This is a genomic window from Streptomyces sp. NPDC048751, from assembly GCF_043198595.1.
Classification (GTDB): domain Bacteria; phylum Actinomycetota; class Actinomycetes; order Streptomycetales; family Streptomycetaceae; genus Streptomyces.
The window spans coordinates 58,444-71,000 of record NZ_JBICUX010000022.1; the positions used below are offsets into that span (position 1 = coordinate 58,444).

At 70.4% G+C, this 12,557-nt stretch carries 10 protein-coding genes and 1 pseudogene; 4 read left to right on the forward strand and 7 right to left on the reverse strand.

All coding sequences use genetic code 11. The annotated features are described in order from the left end of the window. The first annotated feature begins 20 nt into the window (after nt 1-20). Nucleotides 21-746 (forward strand): MBL fold metallo-hydrolase, encoded by a 726-nt coding sequence (locus ACGFNV_RS42355; protein ID WP_393630498.1) that lies wholly within the window; start codon nt 21-23, stop codon nt 744-746. Nucleotides 747-777: 31 nt separating this feature from the next. Continuing rightward, entirely contained in the window at nt 778-1,590 is an 813-nt protein-coding gene (locus ACGFNV_RS42360; protein ID WP_133926355.1) for a DUF3097 domain-containing protein, read from the forward strand. Here ACGFNV_RS42360 and ACGFNV_RS42365 read toward each other — a convergent pair. The 3 genes from ACGFNV_RS42365 to ACGFNV_RS42375 form a co-directional block, all read right to left on the reverse strand. Beyond that, nucleotides 1,568-2,122: a Uma2 family endonuclease gene (locus ACGFNV_RS42365; protein ID WP_393630579.1), complete on the reverse strand. Its 555-nt coding sequence runs from the start codon at nt 2,120-2,122 to the stop codon at nt 1,568-1,570. The two genes, ACGFNV_RS42360 and ACGFNV_RS42365, sit on opposite strands and share 23 nt — an antisense overlap. An 82-nt stretch (nt 2,123-2,204) precedes the next feature. Then, nucleotides 2,205-3,437: a radical SAM family heme chaperone HemW gene (gene hemW, locus ACGFNV_RS42370; RefSeq protein ID WP_393630500.1), complete on the reverse strand. Its 1,233-nt coding sequence runs from the start codon at nt 3,435-3,437 to the stop codon at nt 2,205-2,207. 31 nt (nt 3,438-3,468) lie between these two features. Beyond that, nucleotides 3,469-5,589: a SpoIIE family protein phosphatase gene (locus ACGFNV_RS42375; protein WP_393630502.1), complete on the reverse strand. Its 2,121-nt coding sequence runs from the start codon at nt 5,587-5,589 to the stop codon at nt 3,469-3,471. A 250-nt stretch (nt 5,590-5,839) separates the two neighbouring features. Between ACGFNV_RS42375 and ACGFNV_RS42380 the strand changes: the two are divergent. After that, a pseudogene (locus ACGFNV_RS42380) lies at nt 5,840-6,277 on the forward strand (two-component system response regulator); the annotation flags it as partial. A gap of 22 nt (nt 6,278-6,299) precedes the next feature. Here ACGFNV_RS42380 and ACGFNV_RS42385 read toward each other — a convergent pair. Together ACGFNV_RS42385 and lepA are read right to left on the reverse strand one after the other, a co-directional pair. Beyond that, entirely contained in the window at nt 6,300-8,174 is a 1,875-nt protein-coding gene (locus tag ACGFNV_RS42385; protein ID WP_393630504.1) for an AMP-dependent synthetase/ligase, read from the reverse strand. Between the two features lie 270 nt (nt 8,175-8,444). Continuing rightward, nucleotides 8,445-10,319 (reverse strand): translation elongation factor 4, encoded by a 1,875-nt coding sequence (lepA, locus tag ACGFNV_RS42390; RefSeq protein ID WP_393630506.1) that lies wholly within the window; start codon nt 10,317-10,319, stop codon nt 8,445-8,447. A gap of 232 nt (nt 10,320-10,551) precedes the next feature. On the opposite strand from lepA, the gene rpsT reads away from it, so the two are divergent. Further along, entirely contained in the window at nt 10,552-10,818 is a 267-nt protein-coding gene (rpsT, locus tag ACGFNV_RS42395; RefSeq protein WP_030172934.1) for a 30S ribosomal protein S20, read from the forward strand. 230 nt (nt 10,819-11,048) lie between these two features. Here the strand turns inward: rpsT and ACGFNV_RS42400 are convergent, their stop codons facing one another. Beyond that, nucleotides 11,049-11,447 carry a nuclear transport factor 2 family protein gene (locus tag ACGFNV_RS42400; RefSeq protein WP_393630508.1) on the reverse strand — a complete coding sequence of 133 codons (399 nt, stop codon included), beginning with the start codon at nt 11,445-11,447 and terminating at the stop codon, nt 11,049-11,051. A gap of 67 nt (nt 11,448-11,514) precedes the next feature. Then, nucleotides 11,515-12,504 carry a DNA polymerase III subunit delta gene (gene holA / locus ACGFNV_RS42405; RefSeq protein WP_393630510.1) on the reverse strand — a complete coding sequence of 330 codons (990 nt, stop codon included), beginning with the start codon at nt 12,502-12,504 and terminating at the stop codon, nt 11,515-11,517. Nucleotides 12,505-12,557 lie beyond the last annotated feature (53 nt).

Below are 12,557 nucleotides of genomic sequence, written 5' to 3' on the forward strand. Positions count from 1 at the left end.
CTCCCCGCTAGCGTCGCCGTATGACCGTGACTTGGGAAGAGCTGGGCTGGGAGCGGGTGGCGGCCGGGGTGGGGCGGTGTCGGCTGCCCGGGTGGGACTGCACGGCGGGGCTGGTCGTCGGGCCGGGCGCGGTCCTGGTGATCGACGCCGGGTCGAGCCTGGCGGAGGGGGCGCGGCTGCGGTACGCGGCGCAGGAGCTGGCCGGCCGGCGTGTGACTCATCTCGCTCTCACCCACCCCCACTTCGACCATGTCTTCGGGGCGGCGGCGTTCGCGGGCGCGGAGGTCTTCGGCGCGGTGGGCCTCGACACGGTGTTGGCGCGGGGGCGTGCGGAGCTGCACACGGACGCCCTGCGCAACGGGCTGGACCCGGCGGCGGCGGACGAGGCGGTGGAGACCCTGGTCCGACCCCACCACCATGTCTCCGGCGAGTGGACCCTCGACCTGGGCGACGGCCGCCAGGCGCTGCTCGCGAACGTGGGTCCCGGGCACACCGCCCACGATCTCGCGGTCCTCGTCCCCGGCGACCCGGAGGTCGTCTTCTGCGGCGACCTCGTCGAGGAGTCCGGCGAGCCCCAGGCCGGCCCCGACGCCGTACCGGCCCACTGGCCGGCCGCCCTCGACCGGCTCCTCGGCCTCGGCGGCGAGGACGCGCTGTACGTGCCGGGTCACGGAGCGGTGGTGGACGCGGCGTTCGTACGGGCCCAGCGGGACGCGTTGGCGGCGCGTTTCGGCGTGTCGCGGTGAGGGCACGGCGGGTTCTCCTATCGTCATCCGAATGCGCCAGTACTCCGCCGACCTGACCCCGCCGTGGAAGAAGCCCCAGCCCGTGCCCGAGGTACCGGCGGAGCCGGGCCTGGTGGTGGAGGAGCCCGGGACCGGTTTCTGCGGTGCGGTGATCCGCTGTGAGGCGGGCACGGTGACCCTGGAGGACCGCTTCGGCAAGCACCGGGTGTTCCCGCTGGAGCCGCGGGGGTTCCTGCTGGAGGGGCGGGTGGTGACCCTCGTACGGCCGTCGTCAGGGGGCCCGGTACGTCCCACCCGTACGGCATCCGGTTCGGTCGCCGTCCCCGGCGCACGCGCGCGCGTGGCTCGCGCCGGGCGGATCTACGTCGAGGGCCGGCACGACGCGGAACTCGTCGAGAAGGTCTGGGGTGACGACCTGCGCATCGAGGGCGTGGTCGTGGAGTACCTGGAGGGCGTGGACGACCTGCCCGCCGTCGTGGCCGAATTCGACCCGGGGCCGGACGCGCGGCTGGGGGTGCTGGTGGACCACCTGGTGCCGGGTTCGAAGGAGTGGCGCATCGCGGAGTCGGTGACGAGTGAGCACGCGTTGGTCGTGGGCCACCCGTACATCGACATCTGGGAGGCGGTGAAGCCGTCGTCGCTGGGCATCGAGGCGTGGCCGCGCGTGCCGCGCGGGCAGGACTGGAAGACGGGGGTGTGCCGGGCGCTGGGGTGGCCGGAAAACACCGGTGCGGCGTGGCAGGGGATTCTGGGGCGGGTGCGGTCTTACCGGGACCTGGAGCCGGCGTTGTTGGGGAGGGTGGAGGAGCTGATCGATTTCGTTACGGGTAGCGGTGGGGCCTGACGTTCGGATACGTGCCGAACCTCGTGGTGTCGAGTCCAATTCCGAGCGGCTCCAGGGGCGTGACGTCGCCGTACTTGGTGAGCCGCTGGCATCGGTAGTCTGCGTCTTCTCCCCGCCCCGTCGGCTCGGTGAGCAGTACGCAATGGGCCATGACGGGGTCGATGATCAAGTAGGCGGTAACCCTGGCTGCTGCATACGTCGAACGCTTGACACCGTAGTCGCGGTGGACGCTGATCCCGGAAACAACCTCCACCAGCATGGTCACAACCCCGGCGGGCATGAGCGCCCCACGGTCCGGGCCTGTGCCTCGCTCGTACACCACAAGGTCGGGCACGGGTGCACTGACTTCGTCGAGCATGTCGACGCACTGGGTCTGGAGCCGGGACCAACGCTCACTCGGAATCTGGTCCGCCATCTCCGTGACGTTCCTGTTGTGCACCAGATCAGGACTGCGTGACATCACGATCTCCCCGCGCAGGAGCTCGACCCGGATGCCCTCAGCAGGCTCGCACTCCGCAAAAAACTTGATCATGCCACGGTCGTCCACAGCGGCACCCTAGGAATCGGTGCAGCTGTCCTACCGGCGTTCCGCAGGGATTCACCCGCCGGAGTGATCAATCCACCAGGTCCCTGACCACCGCGTCCGCCAGCAACCGCCCCCGCAGCGTCAGCACGGCCCGTCCCTCCTCGTACGGACCGCCCTCCAGCAGCCCCTCCCCCAGCGCCCGCCGGGAAGCCGCCAGCCCCTCCTCCCGCAGCAGCGACAGCGGGACCCCCTCCCGCAGCCGCAGCTCCAGCAGGATCCGCTCCACCCGCCGGTCCTCCTCGGACAACAGCTCCCGCCCAGCCCCCGGAGAACGGCCGGAGGCCAGCGCCGCCGCGTACGCCCCCGGATGCTTCACGTTCCACCACCGCACCCCGCCCACGTGGGAGTGCGCTCCCGGCCCCGCGCCCCACCAGTCGGCGCCCCGCCAGTACAGCTCGTTGTGCAGGCAGCGGCCCGCCTCCGAGGTGGCCCAGTTGGACACCTCGTACCAGTCGAAGCCCGCCGCCGACATCATCTCCTCCGCGATCAGGTACCGGTCGGCGTGCACGTCGTCGTCGGTCATCGGGACCTCGCCACGGCGAATGCGCCGCGCGAGCTGGGTTCCCTCCTCGACGATCAACGCGTAGGCGCTGATGTGGTCCGGTCCCGCGCCGAGCGCCGCCTCCAGCGAGGCCCGCCAGTCGTCGTCGGACTCCCCCGGTGTGCCGTAGATCAGGTCGAGGTTGACGTGCTCGAAGCCCGCCGCGCGTGCCTCCGCCACGCACGCCTCCGGGCGGCCCGGCGTGTGCGTGCGGTCCAGCACCTTCAGGACGTGCTGCCGCGCGCTCTGCATCCCGAAGGAGACCCGGTTGAAGCCGCCCTCCCGCAGCCGTGTGAGGTACGCCGGGTCCACCGACTCCGGGTTCGCCTCCGTCGTGACCTCGGCGTCCGCCGCGAGGCCGAACTCGTCGCGGATCGCCCCCAGCATCCGTACGAGATCATCCGCGGCCAGCAGGGTCGGCGTACCGCCGCCGACGAAGACCGTACGGACCTCGCGCGGGTCGTCGCCGAGGACCTTGCGGGCCAGGCGGATCTCGTCGGTGAGGGTGTCCGCGTAGTTGTCGCGGGAGGCGAGGACGCCGCCGGTGCCGCGCAGCTCGGTGGCGGTGTAGGTGTTGAAGTCGCAGTAGCCGCAGCGGGTCGCGCAGTAGGGGACGTGCAGGTAGAACCCGAGGGGGCGCGCGGCGGCGCCGGTGAGCGCGTGCGCGGGGAGTGCGCCGTCGTCGGGGACGGGCTCGCCGTCGGGGAGTGCGGAAGGCATGCCTTCCATTGTCCAGCACCCACGGACCGTCCTACTCGGCCTGGAGCACCAGCAGCGCCAGGTCGTCCTCCGGCGGCTGCCCGCCGAACTCGTGCACCAGCCGCTTGATCCGCTCCGCGATCAGTTCCGCGTCCAGGCCCGCGCATCCGGCGAGCGCCTCGGCGAGGCCGTCACCGTCGTCGAACTGGCGGGAGCCGCAGCGCCGCTCGGTCACCCCGTCGGTGACGCACAGCAGACTGTCGCCGGGCCGCAGCTCGACGGTGTCGCAGGTGTACGTGACCTCCTCGATGACCCCGAGCAGGGTCTGCGGCTGAGCGACCGTACGGACGCCGCCGTCCGGTCCGAGGAGCAACGGCAGGGGGTGTCCGGCGGAGGCGAGGGTGCAGCGGACGCCGCCCTCGAAGGGGGCCAGCTCGCCGTAGAGGAGGGAGAGGAACCGGGTCTGCGGGCCGTCTCCGGGCACGGCGGGGCCGACGAGCGCGCGGGCCGCCGCGTCGGCGGCCTCCGTGGCGTCGTCGAGGAGGAGCTGGTTGAGGCGGTCGAGGACGTCGGCGACGCCGTAGCCCTCGCGGGCCAGCAGCCGCAGCCAGGGCCGGGCGAGGCCGATGACGACGGCCGCCTCGGGCCCCTTGCCCTGGACGTCGCCGACGGCGAAGCACCAGCGGCCGTCGCCGGCCGGGAACAGGTCGTAGAAGTCGCCGCTGGGGCCGCCCTTGTCACAGGGCTCGTAGACGAGGGCGCTGCGCACACCCGGTATCTCGGCAACGGCGCCGGGCAGCAGGCCGCGCTGGAGTACGGCGCTGATCATGGCCTGGCGGGCGTACTGGCGGGCCGCGCCGATGGCGAGCGCCACCCTGCGGCCGAGGTCCTCGACGAGACCGGTGACCTCGTCGGGGAAGCGCGGGGTCCCGGCCCGTCCGATGACCAGCGTGCCGAGCGGGCGGCCGCCCGCGACGAGGCGGTACGAGAGGGCCGCGCCGTCCTCTCCGGCCGCGCCGAGCGCCTCCCCGGGCCAGGGGAACGGCACGGGCCCGGACCGTAACGCGTCGGGCCGGCGCGGCGGGTCCTCTTCCAGGGCCCGGCGCAGTTCCTCGATGCGGTTCTCGCTGCCGTGCCAGACCCGGGCGAGGCGCGGCCCCGGGCCCCCGGCGCCGTCCCCCGTCCAGCCGCCGCGGCCGCTGAGCTCGTCCTCCAGCCACACCGCGCACCAGTCGGCGAGGCGCGGCACGATCAGCTGGGCGGTCAGCGCGGCCACGAGGTCCTCGTCGAGCTGCCCGGCGAGGAGGTCGGAGGCCTCGGCGAGGAAGGAGAGGGCGCCGCGGTTGAGCCAGTCGCACTCGGGGGCCCGGCGGGGCTCGAAGGCGTCCCGGCCCGCTGGGGTTCCGGCGGCATGGAGGGCAAGGGGTGCATGGGGTGCGTGGGGTGCATGGGGGGTCTCGAAGGCCTCGGTGAGTTCGAGGGCCTGTGGGACGTCGAAGGCCTGGTGGGCTTCGGGGGCGTGCACACCGGCGCTCCTCCAGGCGTACACCGGTGTGTGCGCGGCGCTGTACATCTCCATCGCACCGGTCATCTCCATCGCACCGGCGTACGCCCCGCTCAGCCCGCTCGCGCCCTCCCCCGCGTGCTCGGTGTGCGCCTCCCCCTCCGCCGGTATCCGCGCCCACACCGTCTTGGCGCCCCTGCGGAAGGTGACGCCCCAGGTCTCGGAGAGCGCGGAGACGAGCCGCAGGCCGCGCCCGTACTCCGGGGTGTCGTACGGCGTCTCGGGGGCGCCGTCGCGCGGGGCGCGCGAGGGGTGGTGGTCGGAGACCTCCACCACCACCGCGCCGGTCTCCTCCAGGCCGCACATCAGCTCGACGTCGGTGCCGGCGTGGACGACGGCGTTGGTGACGAGTTCGCTGACGACGAGCATCGCGTCCTCGGCCAGCCGTCCGCTGACGTACTCGGTTCCGGGCAGGCCGAGGTCGGTCCACTCCTCCAGCGCGGCGCGCAGCAGTGCGCGGGCGGATCCGGGCGCGAGGGAGCTTCCGGACAGGGCCGCGCGCGCCTGCGCACGCGGATGCGCGGGCACATCAGTGGCCGCGTCAGCGGCATGCGCAGGCGCATCTGAGGCAAGGGAAACGGTCTCCCGTTGCGTCGGAATGGCCCTCATGGACAGCTCCCCGAGCAGTTCGGACGAATACGCCTCGGTCGATGCGGACAGAGTGACAGACTGACCACGCCCATAAGCGCCGAGTTACCGAAGTGGGCCGTCATGAGTGAGAACAGTGCTACGCGTGTGCTCGAAGACGGACAGAAAGAGGACCGGATTCGAGCATCCGACCCGCGTCCACTGCTCACCGCGAAGGCGTGGCGCGTCAAGCGCGCTCCGACGCGGTACGACCGGCTGGACGAGGCGGACCATGAGTGAGCGGGAGGGCGACGACCGCCCCGGCATCCTCCTGGTCGACGACATGGAGGACAACCTGATCGCTCTGGAGGCGGTCCTGGCCTCCCTCGACGAGCCCCTCGTCCGCGCCCGTTCCGGCGAGGAGGCCCTGAAGGCACTCCTCCGCCGCCGCTTCGCCCTCGTCCTGCTCGACGTCCACATGCCCGGCATGGACGGCTTCGAGACCGCCGCCAACATCAAGCGCCTCGATCAGGCCAGGGACGTCCCGATCATCTTCCTCACCGGCGCCGACGACGACGCCGGTTACGCCTTCCGCGGCTACGCCACGGGAGCCGCCGACTTCGTGCGGAAGCCGTTCGACCCCTGGGTGCTGCGAGCGAAGGTGAGGGTGTTCCTGGAGCTGGCGGAGCTGCGCCACGAGGTGCGGGAGCTCCGCCGGCTCATAGGCCGGGGGCAAGGCAACTGACCAGCCCCTACGCCTCGCGCGCCCCCGCGTACATCTCGTCGATCAGGTGCTTGTACTCCCGCTCCACCACCGGCCGCTTCAACTTCAGACTCGGCGTGATCTCCCCGTGCTCCACATCCAGGTCCCGAGGCAGCAGCCGGAACTTCTTGATCGTCTGCCACTTCTGAAGCCCGGCGTTGAGCTCCTCGACGTACACCTGGACGAGGGCGACGGTCTCGGGCGCGGCGACCACCTCCGCGTACGACTTCCCTCCCAGCCCGTTCTCCTTGGCCCAGTCGAGGATCGCGACCTCGTCGAGGGCGATCAGCGCCGTGCAGAAGTTCCGGTCCGCCCCGTGCACGAGGATGTTGGAGACGTACGGGCACACCGCCTTGAACTGCCCCTCGACCTCCGCCGGCGAGATGTACTTGCCGCCGGACGTCTTGATGAGGTCCTTCTTGCGGTCGGTGATCCGCAGATAGCCGTCGGGCGAGAGCTCGCCGATGTCCCCGGTGTGGAACCAGCCGTCCGACTCCAGCACCTCGACGGTCTTCTCGGGCAGCTTGTGGTAGCCCTCCATGATGCCGGGGCTCCGCAGCAGGATCTCCCCGTCCTCCGCGATACGGACCTCCGTGCCGGGCAGCGGCTTGCCGACCGTGCCGGTGCGGTACGCCTCGCCGGGGTTGACGAAGGAGGCCGCCGACGACTCCGTGAGGCCGTATCCCTCGAGGATGTGGATGCCGGCGCCCGAGAAGAAGTAGGCGATCTCCGGTGCGAGGGCGGCCGAGCCCGAGATGCAGGCACGGAGCTTGCCGCCGAAGGCCTCGCGCAGCTTGGCGTAGACGAGCGCGTCGGCGACCTTGTGCTTCGCGCCCAGCCCGAACGGCACGGAGGCCGTCCCGGTGCGCCGGAAGTTGTCCTGTGCGGCCTTGGCGTACTCACGGGCGACCTCCGCCGCCCACTGGAAGATCTTGTACTTGGCGGCGCCGCCCGCGCGGGCCTTGGCGGCGACGCCGTTGTAGACCTTCTCGAAGATGCGCGGCACGGCCGCCATGTACGTCGGCTGGACGACCGGCAGATTCTCGATGATCTTGTCCACGCGGCCGTCGACGGCGGTGACGTGGCCGACCTCGATCTGGCCGGAGGTGAGCACCTTGCCGAAGACGTGCGCGAGCGGCAACCACAGGTACTGCACGTCCGCATCGCTGATCAGCCCGGTCGCGGCGATCGCCTTCGCCATGTACGACCAGTTGTCGTGCGGCAGGCGGACGCCCTTGGGACGGCCGGTGGTGCCGGAGGTGTAGATGAGGGTGGCGAGCTGGTCGGAGGCGATCGCGCCGACCCGCTCCTTGATCAGCTCGGGTTCCTTCTCCAGGCGGGCGGCGCCACGCTTCTCCAGCTCGTCGAGGGTGAGGATCCAGTCGGCGGTCTCGACACCGGCCGGGTCGATCACCACGACATGGGTGAGGTCGGGCAGCTCGGCGCGCTTCTCGACGGCCTTGGCGAGCTGGGCCGCGTTCTCGGCGATCAGCACCCGGCTCTCGGAGTCGGACAGGATGAACGCCGACTCCTCGGCGTTGGTCTGCGGGTACACGGTGGTGGTGGCGGCGCCGGCGCACATGATGCCGAGGTCCGCGAGGATCCACTCGAGGCGGGTCGAGGAGGCGAGGGCGATGCGCTGCTCCGGCTGGACGCCGAGCTCGATCAGGCCGGCCGCGATGGCGTAGACACGTTCGGCGGCCTGCGCCCAGGTCAGCGCCTTCCAGTCGTCCGGGCCCTGGCCCGAGGCGGGGGGTACGGGATACCGGTATGCCTCGGCGTCCGGTGTGGCTGTCACGCGGTCGAGGAAGAGGCACGCCACGGACGGCGGACGGTTCTCGATCAGTGTCTGTGTGTCGCTCACGACATCCTCCGGGGCCCGCGGCAGTGCGGCGGCTGGCTCAAATACGGCTGGTTTCACTCACGCGCTGACACATCCGCGCGCTCTTGTTTAACTCGCGAGTAACTATCGAGCAGGCATCAGGGTAAGGCTCGACCGGCCGGTGCGTAAGTCTCCGCACCCTGTCACTTTCTACAGAGAGCGACCGCCTCCACGCACAGGGGCCCGCCGCGTTTTCGCACGACGAGCCCCGTTTATGCCCATTTTGCCGGTGGCGTGAGGTGTAACGGTCGGTTACTTCTTGCCCTTGCCCGACCCCGCGCTGTCATCGCTGGAGAGCACGGCGATGAAGGCCTCCTGCGGAACTTCCACGGAACCCACCATCTTCATTCGCTTCTTGCCCTCCTTCTGCTTCTCCAGCAGCTTCCGCTTACGGGAGATGTCACCGCCGTAGCACTTGGCGAGGACGTCCTTGCGGATGGCTCGAATCGTCTCGCGGGCGATGACCCGGGAGCCGATGGCGGCCTGGATGGGCACCTCGAAGGCCTGCCGCGGGATGAGCTCGCGCAGCTTGGCGACGAGCCGCACCCCGTACGCGTACGCGGCGTCCTTGTGGGTGATCGCCGAGAAGGCGTCCACCTTGTCGCCGTGCAGCAGGATGTCGACCTTGACGAGTGAGCTGGTCTGCTCGCCGGTGGGCTCGTAGTCCAGGGAGGCGTAGCCGCGGGTCTTGGACTTCAGCTGGTCGAAGAAGTCGAAGACGATCTCGGCCAGCGGGAGGGTGTAGCGGATCTCGACCCGGTCCTCGGAGAGGTAGTCCATGCCGAGCAGGGTGCCGCGCCGGGTCTGGCACAGCTCCATGATCGAGCCGATGAACTCGGTCGGCGCCAGGATGGTGGCGCGCACGACCGGCTCGTACACCTCGTTGATCTTGCCCTCGGGGAACTCGCTCGGGTTGGTGACGGTGTGCTCCGTGCCGTCCTCCATGACCACGCGGTACACCACGTTCGGCGCGGTCGCGATCAGGTCGAGGCCGAACTCGCGCTCCAGGCGCTCGCGGATCACGTCGAGGTGCAGCAGGCCGAGGAAGCCGACGCGGAAGCCGAAGCCGAGGGCGGCGGAGGTCTCCGGCTCGTAGACGAGCGCGGCGTCGTTGAGCTGGAGCTTGTCGAGGGCCTCGCGCAGCTCGGGGTAGTCGGAGCCGTCCAGCGGATACAGGCCGGAGAAGACCATGGGCTTGGGGTCCTTGTATCCGCCCAGGGCCTCCGTGGCGCCCTTCTGCTGGCTGGTGACGGTGTCACCGACCTTGGACTGGCGGACGTCCTTCACACCGGTGATGAGGTAACCCACCTCACCGACACCGAGGCCGTCGGCGCCCAGCATCTCGGGCGAGTTCGTCCCGATCTCCAGCAGCTCGTGCGTGGCGCCCGTCGACATCATCTTGATGCGCTCACGCTTGTTGAGCTGGCCGTCGATGACACGGACGTACGTGACCACGCCCCGGTACGAGTCGTACACGGAGTCGAAGATCATGGCGCGCGCGGGGGCGTCCTTGACGCCGACCGGGGCCGGGATCTCCCGGACGACCTTGTCGAGCAGCGCGTCGACGCCCACGCCCGTCTTGGCGGAGACCTTGAGCACGTCCTCGGGGTCGCAGCCGATGAGGTTGGCGAGCTCCTCGGAGAACTTCTCCGGCTGGGCGGCCGGCAGGTCGATCTTGTTCAATACGGGGATGATCTTGAGGTCGTTCTCCATCGCCAGGTAGAGGTTGGCGAGGGTCTGGGCCTCGATGCCCTGGGCTGCGTCGACGAGGAGCACGGTCCCCTCGCAGGCGGCGAGCGACCGCGAGACCTCGTACGTGAAGTCGACGTGCCCCGGGGTGTCGATCATGTTGAGGATGTGCGTGTTGCCCTGGTCCGGGCCCGTCATAGGGGCCCAGGGCAGACGCACCGCCTGGGACTTGATCGTGATGCCGCGCTCACGCTCGATGTCCATGCGGTCGAGGTACTGAGCACGCATCTGCCGCTGCTCGACCACACCGGTCAGCTGGAGCATCCGGTCGGCGAGCGTGGACTTGCCGTGGTCGATGTGCGCGATGATGCAGAAGTTGCGGATCAGAGCCGGGTCGGTACGGCTCGGCTCGGGCACATTGTTAGGGGTCGCGGGCACGCAGGGTCCTGATTCTTGAGGTATCCGCAGGGTCAGCAGCGGCTCGGGTCGGATCGATACGTAGCCTCCATGGTCCCACGGGCGGGGACCGGCGACCGGTTTGGGCCACAGGACGGGCCGCTGGTAGCCTGGGTGGCTGTGCCTCATGCCCTCTCAGCGCGAGGCACTCCTCAAGAAAATCATCGGTACGGGACCCGTGCGGCCCCGTGCCTGAACCTGCAAAGGCTCATTCGTGGCGAACATCAAGTCCCAGATCAAGCGGATCAAGACCAACGAGAAGGCTCGGCTGCGCAACAAGGCCGTCAAGTCCTCCCTGAAGACCGCGATCCGCAAGGCCCGCGAGGCCGCTGCCGCGGGTGACGTCGAGAAGGCCACCGAGTACCAGCGCGCTGCCGCGCGTCAGCTCGACAAGGCCGTCTCCAAGGGCGTCATCCACAAGAACCAGGCCGCCAACAAGAAGTCGGCGCTTGCCACCAAGGTCGCGTCCCTCAAGGGCTGAACCCCTTTCTGATCTGACCGCCGGAAGGACCCAGAGCGGGCCCTCTCTCATCCGCTCCCGACCGGCACCCCAAGGAGCCGCGCGCGGCCTGCGTTCGCCACGCGGGCGCGGCTCCGGCAGCTTGTGAACGAAGGCCCCGGCGCCTCGCCCTTCCCCAGGGCGGACGCAGGGGCCTTCGTCATGCCGATGCGACCCGTCGGCCGTCATGGTCAGAAGGGGACCGTCCGCCGTCACGACCAGAATGCGTTGGTCCTGTCGATGTCCTCGACGCACTCGTCGAGGTCGGTGATCTTGTCTCCGACGATCCGGAAGACGATGCCGCCGTTCTCGTCGATGTGCTTGCCGCCCCGGTCGGCGGTGAACCGGTGTGTGGAGACGGCGTGCCCGCGGCCGTCGACGAACACGTTGAGCAGGGCGACGCGGAACGATCCGCCCGTCTCCGAGGAGAGTCGGCTGTAGTACCCGTCGATGATCGAGTCGATGCCCTTGAAGTCGCCCGAGAGCGGGTGGGAGCCGGGCACATGGTGGGTGCAGTCCCCGGTCATCAGACCGCGCAGGGTGTCCATGTCTCCGCGCTGGAAGGCGTCATAGCCCGTGCGGACGAGCGCTGCGTGCGGGTGTTCAGCCATGACGATCGCCACCTTTCCGTGTTCGGCGAGGTACGGCTGACACGCACGATTCTCCTCCCCGTGGCCCCTATCCGCGTCCTCGGGAACGCGCCGCCCGCGCGATCGTCACGACCGCCTTCTCCAGCGCGTACTCGGGGTCGTCGCCACCGCCCTTGACCCCCGCGTCCGCCTCGGCCACCGCGCGCAGGGCGACGGCGACCCCGTCCGGTGTCCATCCGCGCATCTGCTGGCGCACCCGGTCGATCTTCCACGGCGGCATCCCCAGCTCCCGGGCCAGGTCGGCCGGTCGGCCGCCCCGCGCCGAGGACAGCTTGCCGATCGCCCGCACGCCCTGTGCCAGCGCGCTGGTGATCAGCACGGGCGCCACTCCGGTCGCGAGCGACCAGCGCAGCGCCTCCAGTGCCTCCGCCGCCCGCCCCTCGACGGCACGGTCGGCGACCGTGAAGCTCGACGCCTCGGCCCGGCCCTTGTAGTACCGCCCGACGACGGCCTCGTCGATGGTCCCCTCGACGTCGGCGACCAGTTGGGACACGGCCGACGCCAGCTCCCGCAGATCGCTGCCGATGGCATCGACGAGCGCCTGGCAGGCCTCGGGCGTGGCGGACCGCCCGGTCACCCGGAATTCCTGTCTTACGAAGGCCAGCCGGTCGGCGGGCTTCGTCATCTTCGGGCAGGCCACCTCCCGCGCGCCCACCTTGCGGGCGGCGTCGAGCAGCCCCTTGCCCTTGGCTCCGCCCGCGTGCAGCAGCACGAGGGTGATCTCCTCGGCGGGCGCGCCCAGATACCCCTTCACGTCCTTGACCGTGTCGGCCGACAGGTCCTGCGCGTTGCGTACGACGACGACCTTGCGCTCGGAGAAGAGCGACGGGCTCGTCAGCTCGGCGAGCGTCCCGGGCTGCAACTGGTCCGGGGTCAGGTCGCGTACGTCCGTGTCGGCGTCGGCGGCCCTGGCGGCGGCCACCACCTCCTGCACGGCACGGTCGAGCAGGAGGTCCTCCTGGCCCACGGCGAGCGTCACGGGGGCGAGAGGGTCGTCATTCGCAGTGTTCCTGGCCATCGCGACAAGCATCCCACGGGCCACTGACAACGGGGCCCGCGTACCGGGTGCGC